A 16,911-nucleotide genomic window follows, 5' to 3' on the forward strand; every position below is an offset into this window, starting at 1 on the left:
GCCCGTGGGTGACCCGCGGGCACACCACCCCTTCACATTTCCTACGATGCGGCCCATGAAGCGAGCGTCCGCACAACTCCGCTGGGAACGCCTCACCCAGCGCCCCCTGTTCGGTCTGGCCCTGGCGTTCGCCGTGGCCTACGCCGTGCCGATCGTCCGCCCCGACGCGAGCAAGGACGTGGTCGCGGCGTGTCTCGCGGTGGAGTGGGTGGTGTGGGGCGTGTTCGCGCTCGACTACGCCGTGCGGCTGCTGCTCGCCGAGCGCCGGCTGGAGTTCGTGCGGACGCACTGGCTGGACCTGTGCGCGGTGCTGCTGCCGCTGATACAGCCGCTGCGGCTGCTGCGGCTGGTGTCGACGCTGCTGCTGGTGGGGCAGCGGGCGCGGCTGGCCTCGCAGATACGGCTCACCACCTATGTGGGCGGGGCCGTGATCGGGCTGATGATGTTCGGGTCGCTGGCCGTGCTGTCGGTGGAGCGGGACTCTCCGGACGGGAACATCAGGACGCTGGGTGACGCGGTGTGGTGGTCGTTCACCACGATGACGACCGTGGGCTACGGGGATCACGCGCCGACCACCGGCCTGGGGCGGATGCTGGCGGTGGGGCTGATGCTGTCGGGAATCGCCCTGCTGGGTGTGGTGACCGCGAACATCGCCGCGTGGTTCATAGCCCGCTTCGAGATGGACGACGTGGAGGAACGGCGCCAGACGGAAGCGATAAAGCTCCTCACGGAGGAGGTCCGAGCCCTCCGAGCCGAGGTCGCCGCACTCTCGGGCGGCGGCGCGGGGACAACGGCCACTGCGGGGGCGGGGCGTGCGGGGGTGCCTGGGACTGGAGCTGGTGTGCCCGGGGCTGGTGTGCCGGGGCAGGTCGGCGGGGAGCAGGCGAGGTAGGGCGGGGCCTGTTGTGGGCCGGGTGCCCGGGTGCCGGGGCTGACGCCAAAGTGCCCGGTGCGGGGCTGGGACGCCGCGGACAGGTCGGTGCGGAGCATGCGCAAGCGGTTGGCCCGGCAAGGCTCCCGTGCCCGGGGAGGGGCTTGTCCGGGGCTGGGGTGCCAGGTCGATGTGGAGCAGTCGCGTTGGAGCGGTGGCCCGGCGAGGGTGTCCGGGAGATGTCCCCGCCTCGGCGGGGCCTCCGGCCGGAGCGGCGGGGTGCCGGGGCTGCGGCTGGGTGTCCAAGTCCGGGCCGGGGTGCCGCGGCAGGTCGGCGCGGAGCGGGCGCCCTTGGAGCGGCCCGGCGAGGGCCAGGTACCCGAAGCCGGGGCACGGGTACCGGGGCCGGATGCGGGACAGCGCCAGGTGCCCGGGCCGGTGTCGGGGCCGGGAGGGCCGGGGGAAGTCCGCGCGGGACAGGCGCGTTACGCGGGTCCCGGCGAAAGGCCGGGCGGGGGGCGTCCGGCCGAAGCGGCGGGGTGCCGGGACCGAGGCCGGGTGCCCAAGTCCGGGCCGGGGGGGCCGGGGCAGGCCGGCGCAGAGCAGGCGCCCCAGGAGCGGCGCCCGGCCAGGGCCAGGTACCCGAGGCCGGGGCACGCCTACCGGGACCGGATGCGGGACAGCGCCAGGTGCCCGGGCCGGGGCCGGGAGGGCCGGGGGAAGTCCGCGCGGGACAGGCGCGTTACGCGGGTCCCGGCGAAAGGCCGGGCGGGGGGCGTCCGGCCGAAGCGGCGGGTGGCGGGAGTGAGGCTGGGTGCCCAAGTCCGGGCTGGGGGGCCGGGGCAGGCCGGCGCAGAGCAGGCGCCCCGGGAGCGGCGCCCGGCCAGGGCCAGGTACCCGAAGCCGGGGCACGGGTACCGGGGCCGGGATGCAGGGGCCGGTGTCAGGGCCGGGAATGCCGGGCAAGTCCGCGCGGCTCAGGCGCGTTACAGCGGGTCCCGGCGAGAGGCCGGGGGGCGTCGGACCGGAGCGGCGGGGTGCCGGGGCAGGTCGGCGCAGAGCAGACGTCCTCGGTGCCCGGCGAGGGCCAGGTAGCCGGGGCCAGGCATGCGTACCGGGGCCGGGATGCGGGACAGGGCCAGGTGCCCGGTGCCGGTGCCGGGGCAAGTCCGCGCGGGATGGGCGCGTTACGCGGGTCCCGGCGAGCGGCCGGGGGGGTGGGCGGCAGTGCGGTCAGAGCAGGCCGTTGCCCAGGCCGGCGGTTCCTGACAGCCACAGCAGGGCCAGCAGGGTGTCTATCGCGCCGAGTACCACGGCGATCAGGGCGGGGACGTGGCGGGTTCCTGACCATGTGCGGCCCATGGCCAGCCAGCCGCAGACGATCGCCACCGGGCCGAGAACGATGCCCAGGACGAAGAAGCCGGCGACCGCACAGATGGCCCCGATGATGCCCAGGGTCGCGCGATCCGGCCCGGTCCGTGACCACGTCCGGCCACGTGAGCGGGGGTGCCTGCGCGTACCGTGCGAGAAGCCCGCCATCGTCAACTCCCTGAGTCGGTGTTCGACTTGGCGAGTACCCACGGGGCGCGGTTCATGCCGGGGATGCGGACCCCGGCGCGCTGACCCCCTCCGGCAGCGCGCCGCTGGCCCTGGCATGACCCACTGTGACCTGCGGCGCGTGCCGGTGGGAGGGATCTTGAGCGTTGTCACCCTGATAGGGGAACTCCGGCCCGGGACCCCTCCCTTGGGCGCGTGAGCGCGTGCGGCTCGCGCGCGTCGGCGGACGTCAGATGTGCGCCGCGCCCGCGCCCGCCTCCGCGTTCGCGCCGCGCTTGGTGAGGAAGGCGACGAAGACGGCGACCACGGCCACACCGGCGGCGACCAGGGACGCGGCGCTCATGCCGGAGATGAACGTGTCGTGCGCCACGTCCGTGATCTTCGCGGCGATGGGGTTCGGGGTGCCCGGGGCCAGCGGTGCCACACCGACCTGGACCGCCTCGGAGGCCTGGGCCCGCTGTGCCTCGGTGAGCGGCGGAAGCCCCGCGGACGTCCAGTTGCCGGCCAGGTCGCTGTCGACCTTGGAGGCCATGACGGCGCCCAGCACGGCCGTACCGAGGCTGCCGCCGATCTGCATCGCGGCCTGCTGAAGACCGCCGGCCACGCCGGACAGCTCCATCGGCGCGTTGCCGACGATGACCTCCGTGGCGCCGACCATGACCGGCGCGAGGCCGAGGCCGAGCAGGGCGAACCACAGCGACATGACGCCGCTGCCGGTGTCCGTCTCCAGGGTGGACATGCCGTACATGGCGATCGCGGTGAGCGCCATACCGCCCGCGAGCGGAACCCGCGGGCCGAGCTTGGTGATCATGGCGCCCGCGAGCGGCGAGCCGACGATCATCATGCCGGTCAGCGGCAGGAGGTGCAGGCCCGCGTCGATCGGGCTCATGCCGTGCACGTTCTGGAGGTAGAACGTCACGAAGAACAGGCCGCCCATGAACGCGATGGCCATCAGGACCATCAGCACCACACCCGCGGACAGCGCCACCGAACGGAACAGCCCGAGCGGGATCAGGGGCTCCTTGACCTTGGACTCCCAGAAGGCGAACAGTACGAAGCCCAGGACCGAGGCGCCGAGGAAGCCCAGCGTCTTCGGGTCGCCCCAGCCCCACTCGGACGGCGGCGCCTTGATCAGCGCCCAGACCAGGCAGAACACGGCGGTCGACAGCAGGGCGATGCCCGGGATGTCGAAGGAGCGCGGGGCGTTCTCGGCGCGGTGGTCGAGCAGGATCAGGACACCGAGGACGACGGCGAGGATGCCGACCGGCACGTTGATGAAGAACACCGACTGCCAGTTGACGCGCTCGACGAGGACACCGCCGAGGATCGGGCCGCCGGCGGTCGAGGCGCCGATGACCATGCCCCAGATGCCGATCGCCATGTTCAGCTTCTCGGCCGGGAAGGTGGCCCGCAGCAGGCCGAGCGCGGCCGGCATCAGCAGCGCGCCGAAGAGGCCCTGGAGGACACGGAAGACGACGACCAGCGCGATGCTGTCGGACAGGCCGATGGCTCCGGAGGCGGCGGCGAAGCCGACCACGCCTATGAGGAAGGTCTGGCGGTGCCCGAAGCGGTCGCCGAGCTTGCCGGCGGTGATCAGGGAGACGGCGAGGGCCAGGAAGTAGCCGTTGGTGATCCACTGGACCTCGGCGAAGCTGGCGCTCAGGTCCTTCTGGATGGCCGGGTTGGCGATGGCCACGATGGTGCCGTCGAGGGCCACCATCATGACCCCCACTGCGACGGTGATCAGAGTGAACCAAGGGTGCCCGCGCAGCCCCTCGGTCGGCGTCGCGTCCGACGGAGCTGCCGGTGCCTCGCCCCCCGGCCCCGTCGTTTTGATGGTGGTCTGACTAGTCATGTGTTCGAGGCTAGTGACAGCCGCTGACAATTGACAAACCAATTCACAAGTCGGTAACTGACAGACATGGAAACACTGCGCGAACGCAAGAAGCAGCGCACCCGGGACGCGCTGCTGCGGACCGCGCTGGAGCTCTTCACCACCCAGGGGTACGAGCACACGACCGTCGACGAGATCACCGAGGCCGTCGACGTCTCGCAGCGCACCTTCTTCCGTTACTTCGCCGGCAAGGAGGACGCGGCGCTCGCGGTCGGCGACATGGCGGTCGCACACTTCGTCGGCGCGCTGCGCGAGCGGCCCGCGCACGAGGCGCCGATGGAGGCGCTGCGGCAGTCCGTGCTGGAGAGCTGGGACACCCTCAACGAGGTGATCGAGGCCGTCGTACCGGTCGAGTTGTATCTGCGCATGTACCGGGTGATCGAGTCCACACCCGTCCTGCTCGCCGCCCATCTGCGCAGGTCGGTGGAGATCGAGGAGACCATCGCGCACATCCTCGCCGAGCGCGAGGGCGTGGACGTGGACGCCGATCCGCGGCCCCGGCTGACGGTGGCCGTCTTCGGCGGTGTGATGCGGCTGACGGAGCGCCGGTGGAGCACCGGCGAGGACTTCGGGCTGGACGCCATGCGGACGTTGACCGTCTCATATCTCGAACAGATCGGACCGGCACTCAGCGAGAGCTGGCGAACACGCTGAGGTCATCGGCGTGTTCAAGGCCACGTCAGCGAAACGTGATACCCGTCACTCGATTAACGCGAGACCCTCTCGTTCTCCTAGTGTGTCCTCCCAGTGACTTCCTTCGACACGTCCCCGCAACTGAACGTCTGGCGCGCTCTGCTCGCGCTGGCCGTCGTGTTCGTGATGCTGGCGACCACCGGTTGGACGGCCTTGCGCCACCAGCGGACCCCGGCCCCGCTCCAGGCCTCGATCAGCGCCTGGGAGCAGGGCAGCATCGCCGGGCACCGACTGCCGGCCGCGGACGCCTCCCCCGCCCGGCTCGCCCGGTTCTTCGCCTCGCTGACCGAGCGGCAGCGCAGCACCCTCGCGCACCGCTATCCGCTCGCTGTCGGCAATATGAACGGCGCCCCGGCCCAGCTGCGCTACCGCGCCAACCGCATCGCGCTGCACAAGGCCCGCGCCGTCGAGCACAAGCGCATGCACGACGACAGACTCTCGCCGGACGGGCAGCGTGCGGCGGCCCGCCGTATGGATCGCTTCGAGGCGATGATGCAGCCGGACCGGCACATCCTCGCGTTCGATCCGGAGGGTGCGGGACGGGTCGCGGAGGTCTTCGGCGACCTGGACGAGGCCGAGCGGATCTCGGTCGTCATCCCCGGCGTGGACACCGATCTGCTGACCTTCCAGCGCACCAGCCGCAAGTACTCCGCGCCGGTCGGAATGGCTCAGTCCCTGTACGCCGCCGAGCGCGCGGCCGGGCCCTCGACGCGTACGGCCGTGATCGCCTGGGCCGACTACACCGCGCCCAGCGGCCTCGGCATCGACTCGGCGACCGCGATGCGCGCGCAGTCCGGTGCCGTACGGCTGAACGCGCTGGTGCGGGGGCTGCCCGGCGGCTCGCCCGTCTCCCTGTTCTGCCACAGCTACGGCTCGGTGCTGTGCGGGCTGGCGGCGCCCACCCTGCCGGGCCGGGTGGCCGACATAGCGGTGGCCGGCAGCCCCGGTATGCGGGTCTCCAGCGCCTCCCAGCTGCGCACCTCCGCCCATGTGTGGGCGATGCGGGACGCAGACGACTGGGTCGAGGACGTGCCGTACATGGAGGTCGGCGGGCTGGGGCACGGCGAGGACCCGGTGTCGTCGGTGTTCGGGGCGCGGGTGCTGTCGGCGCGGGACGCGAAGGGACACGGCGGCTATTTCGAGCCGGGCACGGACAGCGTGCTGAACTTCGCCGAGATCGGGGTTGGCGCATACGAGTCGGTGCGGTGCGCCGACGATGCCGGTGCCTGCCGGACGGGTTTGTCCGACACGGCTTCGGCCGGACGCGCGTAGAAGCGCAGGAACTGCGGTCTGCGCGGGGTGGCGACGGAGGAGCACGTGCCGCATACGATGAGCCGCATGGGTGACGTACTGGCCGGATTTCATGCCGCCTGGGAGTTCGAGTCCGACTCCGTGCTCATCCGTTACGAACGGGGGATTCGAACACCTAAGCTCTTTCAGGCACTTACGGAACGACGCGTTCCGCTCGAGGCGATCGCCGGTGTGACGCTGACGACGGGCAAGCGCGGGTCCGCGGTGCTGCGCATCGAGCCCCGGCCCGGTGCCGATCCTCTGATGGAGGCGGCGGCCGGGCAGTTGAAGGACGGGTGCGATCCGTATCGGCTGGTGCTGCCGGCCGACAAGGAGACGCTGGCCGAGTACTACGCCGACGAGTTGCGGGCGCAGTTGACGAAGTCCGGGCCCGCGGAGCGGTTTCTCGTGGCCGCGCCCAAGGTGCCGCTGGCGTTCAAGGCGTACGACGGGAAGGCGTCCTTCGACGGCGAGACGGTGCGCTTCAGGTGGTTCTGGACGGGGGCGTCGTCGGCCAAGTGGAAGGCCGGGGACCAGCGTTTCTCCGTAGGCGACTTGAGCGGCGTGGAGTGGCGCTCGCCCGAAGTCTTCGAGGGGCACCTGCGGTTGCTGCCGCGCGAGGGTGCCGACGACCGGCCCGCGCAGGCCGATCAGGATCCGGCGGCGGTGGTGTTCGGGCTGGGATACGGGCCCGTGCACGAGTCGTTGCCGTTCGCCGCCGCCGTACTGGCGGCCGTGCGCAAGAGCGGGCCGGTCGCCGCGGTGCCGGCCGCGGCACCGCGGCGCGACCCGGCCGACATCGCCGAGCGCATCCGCCACCTGGGAGAACTGCATGAGGCAGGGCTGGTGACGGATGAGGAGTTCTCGGTGAAGAAGGCCGAGTTGCTGGCGGAGCTCTAGAGCTCCCAAGCGCTAGGAGCTCCAGGACTCAAGGGGCTACTCCCGGCCCGCGGAGGCGAAGCGCATGTCCGCGTACCTGGTGCCCGCCACCCGCGAGGCGAGCGGCTCCAGGGCGGCCAGGTCCCGCTCCGTCAGAACGATCCGTGTCGCTCCTACGTTCTCCTCCACCCGGGTCGGCTTGCGGGTGCCCGGGATCGGGATCACCGGGAGGCCGTGGACGGCCGCCTGTTGCTGGACCCACGCCAGGGCGGTCTGGCCCGGGGTGGCGCCGTGTTCGTCGGCCACCTTGCGGATGGCGTCCACGAGCGCGGCGTTCGTCGCGGCGTTCTCGCCCGTGAAGCGGGGCTGTTGGCGGCGGAAGTCGTCCGTCGTCAGGTCCTCGGCGTTGGTGAAGGAACCTGTCAGGAAGCCCCGGCCCAGCGGGGAGTACGGCACCAGGGTGACGCCCAGGTCGCGGGCGGCCGGGACCACCCTCGCCTCGATGTCCCGGCTGAACAGGGACCACTCGGACTGGACCGCCGCGATGGGATGGACGGCGAGCGCGGCGCGCAGTTCGTCCGCGGTCACCTCGCTCAGGCCCAGCTGCTTGACCTTGCCCTCGCGGACCAGGTCGGCCATCGTGCCGACGGTCTCCTCGATGGGGACGTCCACGTCCCGGCGGTGCATGTAGTAGAGGTCGATCACGTCGACGTCCAGGCGGCGCAGGCTCGCCTCGACGGCCTGGCGTATGTACGGGGCGTCGTTGCGGATGATCCGGCGCGTCGGGTCGTCCGGCGGGATCGACAGGGCGAACTTGGTGGCGATGACTACCTCGTCGCGGTGGGCTTTGAAGAACGGGGCGAGGAACTTCTCGTTCTCACCCGCGCCGTAGGCGTCCGCCGTGTCGTACAACGTCACGCCCAGCTCCAGCGCCCGCTCCAGGGTCGCCCTGGACTCGTCCGCGTCCGAGGGGCCGTAGCCGAAGCTCATGCCCATGCAACCGAGGCCCTGGACACCCACCTCGGGGCCGTCCGCGCCGAGTCGTGCCGTTGCGATCGTGCTGTCGGTCATCCAGCCTGCTCCGTCTTCTCTCGCGCGTGCTTTTGGTGCGCGTACTTCTCGTGCGCTTGTTTCTCGTGCGCTTGCTTCTCGTGCGCGTGCTTCGCGGGCCCGTGCCTGTCCTGCTCGTACAGGCGCCCCGCGTCCGCGTAGTAGCTGATCTTCCGGTCGAGCACGGCGAGCGTGTCCTGGAGCTCGGTGATCCGCGCGAGTACGTCGCGGCGGGTCGACTCCAGCAGCTCGAAGCGCTCACCGAAGGTGTGGTCGCCCTCGCGTACCAGCTCCGCGTACCGCACCATGTCGGCGACGGGCATGCCGGTCAGCCGCAGCTTGCCGACGAGGTCGAGCCAGTCCAGGTCGCGGTTGCTGTAGCGGCGCTGGCCGGTGTGCGAGCGGCCGATGTGCGGCATCAGGCCGATCCGCTCGTACCAGCGCAGGGTGTGGGCCGTCAGACCGGTGAAGGCGACGACCTCGCTGATCGTGTAGCTGTCCTGGCCTTCCGGCCGTCGGTGCGGGTGCGGCGGCGGGGCGACGCAGCTGTCGGCCCTGGTGGTACTCGTGGTCTCCATCACCGTCATGCGCTCAACGCTATGACCTTGGAGTGCGCTCCAAGCAAGCCGAAACGGTAAGAAAACCACGGGACATGGCGTGATCACCGTGGCTAGCGTGCCAGGCATGAACCTCGTACGCCGTGCCACGACCGAGGACGCGGAGGAAGTGCTGCGTCTGCGTCAGGTGATGATCGACGCGCTGCCGGGAGGGGACGGTTCCACGGCGTGGCACACCGAGTCCCTGCCGGCGTTGCGCCAGAAGCTGGGCGACGGGGACGGGGACTTCGCCGCGTTCGTCGTGGACCATCCGCTGCGGCCGGGGGCGCTGGGCGCCCTGGTGGTCGGGACGGTCGACTACCGGATCGGGAAGGCGAGCAATCCGCACGGCCTCGCCGGGTACGTCTTCAGTGTCGCCACCGATCCGCAGGCGCGGCGCCGGGGATACGCGCGCGCGTGCATGGACGAGCTGCTGGCCTGGTTCCGCGAGCGGGGCGCCGGGCAGGTCATGCTCACCGCGTCCCCGGAGGCCGAGCCCCTCTATGTGTCCCTCGGCTTCGTCCACAAGCCGGACCCCACGATGATTCTCACGCTCTGAGCGGCTTAGGCTCACAGGCATGTCGCTGAGCAGCCTCGCACTGATCGAGAACTGGCCCGTTCCCACCGCCGCCGCGGGAGTCGTACGGGCGGACGGCACCGTCCTCGGTACGCACGGTCCGGTCGGGCACCGCTTCCCCCTCGCGTCGGTGACCAAGCCGCTGGCCGCGTATGCGGCACTGGTGGCCTACGAGGAGGGCGCCGTAGAGCTCGACGAACCGGCCGGGCCGCAGGGCTCGACGGTCCGGCATCTGCTCGCGCACACCTCGGGGCTGGCCTTCGACGAGCACCGTGTGACGGCGCCGCCCGGGGAGCGGCGGCTGTACTCCAACGCCGGGTTCGAGCAGCTCGGGGACCACATCGCCAAGGCGACGGACATCGCGTTCGGCGAGTATCTGCGGCAGGCGGTGCTGGAGCCGCTGGGCATGACGTCGACCTCGTTGGAGGGCTCCCCGGCGAAGGACGGGGTGTCGACGGTCGAGGATCTGCTGCGGTTCGCGGCGGAGGTGCAGGCGCCGCGCCTGCTGGACCCGCGGACGGTCGCCGAGGCGATGAGCGTGCAGTACGCGGGGACGAAGGGCGTGCTGCCGGGGTACGGGCACCAGAACCCGAACGACTGGGGGCTCGGCTTCGAGATCCGCGACGGCAAGTCCCCGCACTGGACGGGCTCCGCGTCCTCGCCGCGCGCCTTCGGGCACTTCGGGCAGTCGGGGACGTTCCTGTGGGTCGACCCGGACGCGGGCCTGGCCTGCGTCGCGCTGACGGACCGGGCGTTCGGGCCGTGGGCGGTCGAGGCGTGGCCGCCGTTCACGGACGCTGTTCTCGCGGAGGCGAAGCCTTAAGTCTTCAGGGCCTCGCCCTCCCCCTCGGTGTCGATGTGCGGCAGGATCTTGTCCAGCCAGCGCGGCGTCCACCAGGCGTGCGGGCCCAGCAGGGTCATCACGGCGGGCACCATCAGCAGGCGCACCACGGTGGCGTCGATGAGCACGCTGACGGCGAGGCCCAGGCCCAGCATCTTGACCACGATGTTGTCGCTGATGATGAAGGCCGCGAAGACGCTCACCATGATCAGGGCGGCACAGGTGATCACCCGTGCGGTGATCTCCAGGGCATGGGCGACGGCGGCCTTGGCGTCCCCGGTGCGCAGCCATGCCTCGTGCACCCGGGACAGCAGGAAGATCTCGTAGTCCATGCTCAGCCCGAAGATGATGGCGAACATCATCATCGGCACATAGCTCTCGATGGGCACCTTGCCGTGGACGCCCAGCGCGGGCCCGCCCCAGCCCCATTGGAAGACGGCGACGACGACGCCGTACGAGGCCGCGATCGACAGGACGTTGAGGACGGCCGCCTTGACGGCGACGAGCACGCCGCGGAAGACCGCGAGGACGATCAGGAAGGCCAGGGCGACGACCACGCCGATGATCAGCGGCAATCGGCTCGCGACGATGTCGCGGAAGTCGACCTGGGCGGCCGTCGTGCCGGTGACGTATCCCTTGGCGTCGGCGCCGGACAGCGCGTCGGGCAGGGTGTGGTCGACGAGCCGGTTGGTGAGGTCGGTGGTGTTCGCGTTCTGCGGGGACGTCGACGAGTAGACGGTGCCGAGCAGCACGTCTCCGTCCTGCGTCGGCGCCAGGGGCGTGACGAAGGAGGTCCCGGACTCGTCGTCGAGGGCCTGCTGGGCTTTGGAGGCGAGGTCGGAGCGCTGGGAGTCCGGTACGGAGCTCTGGTCGATGACGATCGTGAGCGGGCCGTTGGAGCCGGCACCGAAGGCGTCGGTCATCAGGTCGTAGGCGCGCCGGTCGGTGAAGGAGGTGGGATCGGCGCCGTCGTCGATGTGGCCGAGCTGGATCGAGAAGAGCGGGATGGCCAGCACCGCGACCGTGACGACGCCCGCCGTCAGATACCGCAGCGGATGGTGCTCGACGCGCTGGGCGTAGCGGTGCCAGGTGCCCTGGGGCTCGGCGCCCGGTTCGGCGTCGGTCTCGGCGATCGGGTGGCGGACATGCCAGCGGTCGAGGTTGCGGCCGATCAGCCCGAGTAGGGCGGGGACCAGGGTCAGGGCGCCCAGGACGGCCGAGACCACCGTGACGGCGGCGGCGAGGCCGAGTTTGCCGATGAAGGTCACCCCGGAGGTGTACAGGCCCATCAGGGCGACGATCACGGTGGTGCCGGAGACCAGCACCGCCCGCCCGCTGGTGGCGGCGGCGTGGCCGGCGGCGCGCACCGGATCGGCGCCGTCCATGAGGTTCTGCCGGTGCCGGGTGATCAGGAAGAGGGCGTAGTCGATGCCCACGCCGATGCCGATCATCGTGGCGAGGGTGGGCGAGACCGTCGCGAAGACGAACGCGGAGGCCAGCAGCCCCAGCAGGGCGAGCCCGCCGACCACGCTGATCAGCGCGGTGACCAGGGGCAGACCGGCGGCGATGACACTGCCGAAGCCGACCAGCAGGACCACGATGGCCACCGCGAAGCCGATCGCCTCGCTCACCCGGTCGTCGGCCTCGGGGCGGGCCAGTTCGCCCAGCGAGCCGCCGTACTCGACGTCGGCGCCGGCGGACCGCAGCGGCTGCACGGCGTCGTCGACGCCGTTCAGGTAACCGTCCTCGAGGAGGGAGGGCTGTTTGTCGAAGCGGATGGTGATGTACGCGGTCTTCCCGTCGGAGGAGACCGGCCCGACCTTGGACGACTGGGCGTCCAGCGGGTTCTGCACGGAGAGGACGTCCGGCAGCTTCTGCAGGTCCGAGACCGTCGTCGAGATCTGCGAGCTGAGCGAGGTCAGCGGCTTGTCGGCGTCGTGGACGACGATCGGGCTGCTGTAGCCCCAGGCCTGCGGATCGTGTTCCTGGAGGACGTCCAGCCCCTCCTGGGACTGGGTGTCCGACAGGGCGAAGTCGTCCGAGTACTCCCCGCCGTAGAGATGGTTCAGGGCCTGTAGCCCACCCAGGGCGACCACCCAGGCGACGATCACGATCACACAGTGGTGCGCACACCACTCACCGAGCCGTCGCAGTCCCCCCTTCGAGGCGTCCCCCCGTCCCGCTGTGGCTTTGCGTCTGGCCATGGGCTCGGCTCTTCTCTGCCGGGCGGTATTCGATCACCTCCATTTGACGCTGCCCTGACCACTTGAGCATCTCGGGCCACAGCTTCAACCGGCCATTTCCCACAGCAGCAGCTCCGCCGGGCTCACCCCGACGGCCGCCAGGCCCTTGGCGGCGGTGATGCGTGCCGCGTCCCCGGCGCCCAGTTCCACCTCGTCCACACGCACCGCACCGCGCACGACGTGCAGGTACAGAAACGCCCCGTCCGGCACCGCCGTCCGCTCCCCCGCCCCCAGCCGCCGCACATGCAGCATCGCGCCCGCCTCCGGGACGGCGTACGGCGTGGAGTCCGCGATGCCACGGACGATCTCGTACGCCGGGTCGCCGCCGGGCGAGAGCGGGGCCAGCCAGGTCTGGACGAAGGTCAGGGGCGCGTCGGAGTCGTTGCGCTCGACGTGCCGTACGCCGCCCGCCGAGCTGAGCCGCTGCACGTCTCCGGGGCCGACCCGGGTCTCGTGGCCGGTGGAGTCGCGGTGGGTCAGCTCGCCCTCGATCACCCAGGTCACGATCTCGGTGTGGCTGTGCGGGTGCTCGTCGAAGCCGGCGCCGGGGGCGAGCCGCTCCTCGTTGCAGGCGATCATCGCGCCGAAGCGGAGGTTGTCGGGGTCGTAGTGCGGTCCGAAGGAGAAGGCGTGGCGGGACTCGATGCCCGCTGCCGGATCCCCTCCCGGATAGCGCTCCGCGGCGCGCCGTACGTCCATCACGGACACCACCGTAGCTCCACGGGGTGTCTCACCTGTGACCCTCTTTCACGCGCTCCCGTCCGGATAAGGCAGTCTTGTCCCCGTGCCCGAACCCGAAGCCCGTAAATCCGAAGCCGCCGCGCACGCCGTCCATGCCCACGCCGCGACCCTGAAGCGGCTCGAGAAGTCCTCCGGTTCCCTCGCCGCGCATGCCATCGCGCGGATGGACGAGACGCTGCCGTGGTACCGGGCCATGCCACCGGAGAACCGTTCCTGGATCGGTCTGGTCGCCCAGGCCGGCATCGCCGCGTTCACCGAGTGGTTCCGGCACCCCGACGCGCCGCAGGCCATCTCCACCGATGTCTTCGGGACCGCGCCGCGCGAGTTGACCCGTGCCATCACGCTGCGCCAGACCGTGGAGATGGTGCGCACCACCATCGAGGTCATGGAGTCGGCGATCGACGAGGTCGCCGCCCCCGGCGACGAGAGCGTGCTGCGCGAGGCGCTGCTCGTCTACGCCCGGGAGATCGCCTTCGCCACCGCCCAGGTCTACGCCCAGGCCGCCGAGGCGCGCGGCGCCTGGGACGCCCGGCTGGAGTCGCTGGTGGTCAACGCCGTGCTCAGCGGCGAGGCCGACGAGGGTGCCGTGTCACGGGCCGCGGCGCTCGGCTGGAACTCGCCCGAACACGTCTGTGTCGTGCTCGGGACCGCGCCGGACGGGGACAGCGAGCTGACCGTCGAGGCGATCCGCAGGGCCGCCCGGCACGCCAAGCTCCAGGTGCTCACCGGGGTGCTCGGAGACCGGCTGGTGGTGATCGCGGGCGGCAGCGACAACCCGCTCGCGGTCGCCAAGTCGCTGATCGGGCCGTATGCCGCGGGTCCTGTCGTGGCGGGGCCCGTCGTACCGGATCTGCTGGCCGCCACCCGGTCCGCGCAGGCCGCGGCGGCCGGGCTGAAGGCGTGTTCCGCCTGGCAGGACGCCCCGCGGCCGGTGCTGGCGGACGACCTGCTCCCGGAACGCGCCATCGCCGGAGATCCCAGCGCGCGCGAGCAGTTGGTGGAGGAGATCTACAGACCGCTGGAGGAAGCCGGGTCGGCGCTCCTGGAGACACTGTCCGTCTATCTCGAACAGGCGAGCAGTCTGGAGGGCGCCGCCCGGATGCTGTTCGTTCACCCCAACACCGTGCGCTACCGGCTTCGACGTGTGACTGACGTCACCGGCTGGTCGCCATCCGATGTACGCTCCGCGTTCACCCTGCGAATCGCGCTGATCCTGGGGCGTCTCGTCGACGGCGATCTTCAGCTCTAGGCTTTTGTCGAGGGCCCACAAAACCCCTTCGTGTTCTTCGTCCTTGTCCTCACGGGCGGCGTCGGCCGTCCCCAAGAGAGAGTGTGAGAGTGCTCGTACTCGTCGCTCCCGGCCAGGGCGCCCAGACGCCCGGCTTCCTGACCCCCTGGCTCGAACTTCCCGGTGTCCGCGGTGCCCTCGAGGCATGGTCCGACGCCGTGCAGCTCGACCTCGTCCGCTACGGCACCGAGGGTGACGCGGAGGAGATCCGCGACACCGCGGTGGCCCAGCCGCTGCTGGTGGCGGCCGGTCTGGCCTCCGCGTACATGCTCTTCGACGACCCGGCCGAGCTGCCCCGCAAGGTCGGCGCCATCGCCGGTCACAGCGTCGGCGAGCTCACCGCCGCCGCGCTCGCCGGGGTGCTCCCCGACGAGGAGACCGTGCGGCTGGTGCGCGCCCGGGGTCTCGCGATGGCCGAGGCCGCCGCGATCACCGAGACCGGCATGTCGGCGCTGCTCGGCGGCGACCCGGAGGTCTCCGTCGCGCACCTGGAGAAGCTCGGCCTGACCCCGGCGAACATCAACGGCGCCGGTCAGATCGTCGCCGCCGGCACCATGGAGCAGCTCGCCGCGCTGAACGAGGACAAGCCCGAGGGGGTGCGCAAGGTCGTCCCGCTGAAGGTCGCGGGCGCGTTCCACACGCACCACATGGGCCCCGCGGTGGAGAAGCTGGCCGAGGCCGCCAAGGCGCTCGTGCCCGCCGACCCGAGGCTCGCCTACGTCTCCAACAAGGACGGCCGGACGGTCACCACCGGCGCCGAGGTGCTGGAGCGCCTCGTCGGGCAGGTCGCCAACCCGGTCCGCTGGGACCTGTGCATGGAGACCTTCAAGGAGCTCGGCGTGACGGCCCTGATCGAGGTGTGCCCGGGCGGCACCCTGACCGGTCTGGCCAAGCGTGCGCTGCCGGGTGTGCGGACCCTGGCGCTGAAGACCCCCGACGACCTGGACGCTGCTCGCGAGCTCATCGCCGAGCACGCCTGACAAGGAGCCCGAGCATGGCGAAGCTGAAGCCCAGCAAGGGCGCCCCGTATGCGCGCATCCTCGGTGTCGGCGGCTACCGCCCGACCCGGGTGGTGCCGAACGAGGTGATCCTGGAGAAGATCGACTCCTCCGACGAGTGGATCCGTTCGCGCTCCGGCATCGAGACGCGGCACTGGGCGAACGACGAGGAGACCGTCGCCGCCATGTCGGTCGAGGCGTCCGGGAAGGCGATCGCCGACGCCGGGATCACCGCCGAGCAGATCGGCGGCGTGATCGTCTCGACGGTCTCGCACTTCAAGCAGACCCCGGCCGTCGCCACCGAGATCGCCGACAAGCTGGGCACCCGCAAGGCCGCGGCCTTCGACATCTCGGCCGGCTGCGCGGGCTTCGGCTACGGCCTGACCCTCGCCAAGGGCATGATCGTCGAGGGCTCGGCGGAGTACGTCCTCGTCATCGGCGTCGAGCGGCTGAGCGACCTCACCGACCTGGAGGACCGGGCGACGGCCTTCCTGTTCGGTGACGGCGCCGGCGCGGTCGTCGTGGGCCCGGCCAAGGAGCCGGCGATCGGCCCCACCGTCTGGGGCTCCGAGGGCGACAAGTCCGAGACGATCAAGCAGACCGTGCCGTGGACGGACTACCGGGCCGGCGAGGTCGACAAGTTCCCTGCGATCACGCAGGAGGGCCAGGCGGTGTTCCGCTGGGCCGTGTTCGAGATGGCGAAGGTCGCCCAGCAGGCGCTGGACGCGGCCGGGATCACCTCGGACGAACTGGACGTCTTCATCCCGCACCAGGCCAACGAGCGGATCATCGACTCGATGGTGAAGACACTCAAGCTGCCGGAGCACGTCACGGTCGCCCGCGACGTGCGCACCACCGGCAACACCTCGGCCGCCTCGATCCCGCTCGCGATGGAGCGGCTCCTGGCGACCGGTGAGGCGAAGAGCGGCGACACCGCACTGGTCATCGGATTCGGGGCGGGTCTCGTATACGCCGCCACGGTCGTTACTCTCCCCTAGGCACTCCGTGCCGGATCTTGTGAGCCGGCACGGGAACGCACCACCTGCCGCTGCGGCGGCGGGCGCAAAACTCTCTGTACAACCTGAACAACTACGAAGGAGCGCCAAGATGGCCGCCACTCAGGAAGAGATCGTCGCCGGTCTCGCCGACATCGTGAACGAGATCGCCGGCATCCCGGTTGAGGACGTCCAGCTGGACAAGTCCTTCACCGACGACCTGGACGTCGACTCGCTGTCCATGGTCGAGGTCGTCGTCGCCGCCGAGGAGCGCTTCGACGTCAAGATCCCCGACGAGGACGTCAAGAACCTCAAGACCGTCGGCGATGCGACCGACTACATCCTCAAGAACCAGGGCTGATCCACCGATCAGGTCCCAGGGCTGAACTGCCCCGCCA

15 protein-coding genes and 1 pseudogene are annotated in these 16,911 nt (G+C 71.0%); 10 read left to right on the forward strand and 6 right to left on the reverse strand.

The features are described from left to right. Positions 1–55: 55 nt before the first annotated feature. Complete coding sequence (locus ACHBTE_RS17150; RefSeq protein ID WP_394724751.1) at positions 56–892, forward strand: potassium channel family protein; 837 nt, start codon at positions 56–58, stop codon at positions 890–892. 1,212 nt (positions 893–2,104) lie between these two features. On the opposite strand, the gene ACHBTE_RS17155 is transcribed toward ACHBTE_RS17150, so the two are convergent. Both ACHBTE_RS17155 and ACHBTE_RS17160 read right to left on the reverse strand, forming a co-directional pair. Further along, positions 2,105–2,410, reverse strand: a complete 306-nt coding sequence (locus ACHBTE_RS17155) for a small hydrophobic protein (RefSeq protein ID WP_394724752.1) — start codon at positions 2,408–2,410, stop codon at positions 2,105–2,107. 247 nt (positions 2,411–2,657) lie between these two features. Beyond that, on the reverse strand, positions 2,658–4,283 hold the full coding sequence (locus ACHBTE_RS17160) for an MFS transporter (RefSeq protein WP_394724753.1): 1,626 nt from the start codon (positions 4,281–4,283) through the stop codon (positions 2,658–2,660). 66 nt (positions 4,284–4,349) lie between these two features. Between ACHBTE_RS17160 and ACHBTE_RS17165 the strand changes: the two genes are divergently transcribed. The 3 genes from ACHBTE_RS17165 (at position 4,350) to ACHBTE_RS17175 (ending at position 7,205) form a co-directional block, all read left to right on the forward strand. Further along, positions 4,350–4,976, forward strand: a complete 627-nt coding sequence (locus ACHBTE_RS17165; RefSeq protein WP_394724754.1) for a TetR family transcriptional regulator — start codon at positions 4,350–4,352, stop codon at positions 4,974–4,976. Between the two features lie 93 nt (positions 4,977–5,069). Further along, positions 5,070–6,287: an alpha/beta hydrolase gene (locus ACHBTE_RS17170; RefSeq protein WP_394724755.1), complete on the forward strand. Its 1,218-nt coding sequence runs from the start codon at positions 5,070–5,072 to the stop codon at positions 6,285–6,287. A 57-nt stretch (positions 6,288–6,344) separates the two neighbouring features. Then, a complete protein-coding gene (locus ACHBTE_RS17175) occupies positions 6,345–7,205 on the forward strand; it encodes a DUF4429 domain-containing protein (protein WP_394724879.1) in 861 nt (286 codons plus the stop codon). 36 nt (positions 7,206–7,241) lie between these two features. Here the strand turns inward: ACHBTE_RS17175 and ACHBTE_RS17180 are convergent, their stop codons facing one another. Next, the gene (locus ACHBTE_RS17180; protein ID WP_394724756.1) at positions 7,242–8,255 is read right to left on the reverse strand and encodes an aldo/keto reductase; all 1,014 of its coding nucleotides are present in this window, start codon (positions 8,253–8,255) and stop codon (positions 7,242–7,244) included. 104 nt (positions 8,256–8,359) lie between these two features. After that, a pseudogene (locus ACHBTE_RS17185) lies at positions 8,360–8,821 on the reverse strand (MerR family transcriptional regulator); the annotation flags it as partial. Between the two features lie 97 nt (positions 8,822–8,918). Here ACHBTE_RS17185 and ACHBTE_RS17190 point away from each other — a divergent pair. Next, complete coding sequence (locus ACHBTE_RS17190) at positions 8,919–9,389, forward strand: GNAT family N-acetyltransferase (protein ID WP_394724757.1); 471 nt, start codon at positions 8,919–8,921, stop codon at positions 9,387–9,389. A 19-nt stretch (positions 9,390–9,408) separates the two neighbouring features. Then, positions 9,409–10,230, forward strand: coding sequence for a serine hydrolase domain-containing protein (locus ACHBTE_RS17195; protein ID WP_394724758.1), 822 nt, complete (start codon positions 9,409–9,411; stop codon positions 10,228–10,230). Here ACHBTE_RS17195 and ACHBTE_RS17200 read toward each other — a convergent pair. Further along, positions 10,227–12,452: an MMPL family transporter gene (locus ACHBTE_RS17200; RefSeq protein ID WP_394724759.1), complete on the reverse strand. Its 2,226-nt coding sequence runs from the start codon at positions 12,450–12,452 to the stop codon at positions 10,227–10,229. The genes ACHBTE_RS17195 and ACHBTE_RS17200 overlap by 4 nt on opposite strands. An 84-nt stretch (positions 12,453–12,536) precedes the next feature. After that, complete coding sequence (locus tag ACHBTE_RS17205; protein ID WP_394724880.1) at positions 12,537–13,190, reverse strand: pirin family protein; 654 nt, start codon at positions 13,188–13,190, stop codon at positions 12,537–12,539. A gap of 85 nt (positions 13,191–13,275) precedes the next feature. On the opposite strand from ACHBTE_RS17205, the gene fasR reads away from it, so the two are divergent. The 4 genes from fasR (at position 13,276) to ACHBTE_RS17225 (ending at position 16,874) form a co-directional block, all read left to right on the forward strand. Next, complete coding sequence (fasR, locus tag ACHBTE_RS17210; protein ID WP_394724760.1) at positions 13,276–14,481, forward strand: fatty acid biosynthesis transcriptional regulator FasR; 1,206 nt, start codon at positions 13,276–13,278, stop codon at positions 14,479–14,481. An 89-nt stretch (positions 14,482–14,570) separates the two neighbouring features. Beyond that, positions 14,571–15,500: an ACP S-malonyltransferase gene (locus tag ACHBTE_RS17215; RefSeq protein ID WP_394724761.1), complete on the forward strand. Its 930-nt coding sequence runs from the start codon at positions 14,571–14,573 to the stop codon at positions 15,498–15,500. Positions 15,501–15,514: 14 nt separating this feature from the next. Then, positions 15,515–16,516 carry a ketoacyl-ACP synthase III gene (locus ACHBTE_RS17220; RefSeq protein WP_394724762.1) on the forward strand — a complete coding sequence of 334 codons (1,002 nt, stop codon included), beginning with the start codon at positions 15,515–15,517 and terminating at the stop codon, positions 16,514–16,516. Between the two features lie 109 nt (positions 16,517–16,625). After that, positions 16,626–16,874 carry an acyl carrier protein gene (locus ACHBTE_RS17225; protein WP_019067091.1) on the forward strand — a complete coding sequence of 83 codons (249 nt, stop codon included), beginning with the start codon at positions 16,626–16,628 and terminating at the stop codon, positions 16,872–16,874. Positions 16,875–16,911: the final 37 nt, after the last annotated feature.

It is taken from the genome of Streptomyces sp. M41 (assembly GCF_043673425.1).
Taxonomy (GTDB): Bacteria; Actinomycetota; Actinomycetes; order Streptomycetales; family Streptomycetaceae; genus Streptomyces.

Coding starts and splice junctions, on each gene's coding strand:
- ACHBTE_RS17150 (WP_394724751.1), top strand. CDS start 56: ATGAAGCGAGCGTCCGCACAACTCCGCTGGGAACGCCTCACCCAGCGC.
- ACHBTE_RS17155 (WP_394724752.1), bottom strand. CDS start 2,410: ATGGCGGGCTTCTCGCACGGTACGCGCAGGCACCCCCGCTCACGTGGC.
- ACHBTE_RS17160 (WP_394724753.1), bottom strand. CDS start 4,283: ATGACTAGTCAGACCACCATCAAAACGACGGGGCCGGGGGGCGAGGCA.
- ACHBTE_RS17165 (WP_394724754.1), top strand. CDS start 4,350: ATGGAAACACTGCGCGAACGCAAGAAGCAGCGCACCCGGGACGCGCTG.
- ACHBTE_RS17175 (WP_394724879.1), top strand. CDS start 6,345: ATGAGCCGCATGGGTGACGTACTGGCCGGATTTCATGCCGCCTGGGAG.
- ACHBTE_RS17180 (WP_394724756.1), bottom strand. CDS start 8,255: ATGACCGACAGCACGATCGCAACGGCACGACTCGGCGCGGACGGCCCC.
- ACHBTE_RS17190 (WP_394724757.1), top strand. CDS start 8,919: ATGAACCTCGTACGCCGTGCCACGACCGAGGACGCGGAGGAAGTGCTG.
- ACHBTE_RS17195 (WP_394724758.1), top strand. CDS start 9,409: ATGTCGCTGAGCAGCCTCGCACTGATCGAGAACTGGCCCGTTCCCACC.
- ACHBTE_RS17200 (WP_394724759.1), bottom strand. CDS start 12,452: ATGGCCAGACGCAAAGCCACAGCGGGACGGGGGGACGCCTCGAAGGGG.
- ACHBTE_RS17205 (WP_394724880.1), bottom strand. CDS start 13,190: ATGGACGTACGGCGCGCCGCGGAGCGCTATCCGGGAGGGGATCCGGCA.
- ACHBTE_RS17220 (WP_394724762.1), top strand. CDS start 15,515: ATGGCGAAGCTGAAGCCCAGCAAGGGCGCCCCGTATGCGCGCATCCTC.
- ACHBTE_RS17225 (WP_019067091.1), top strand. CDS start 16,626: ATGGCCGCCACTCAGGAAGAGATCGTCGCCGGTCTCGCCGACATCGTG.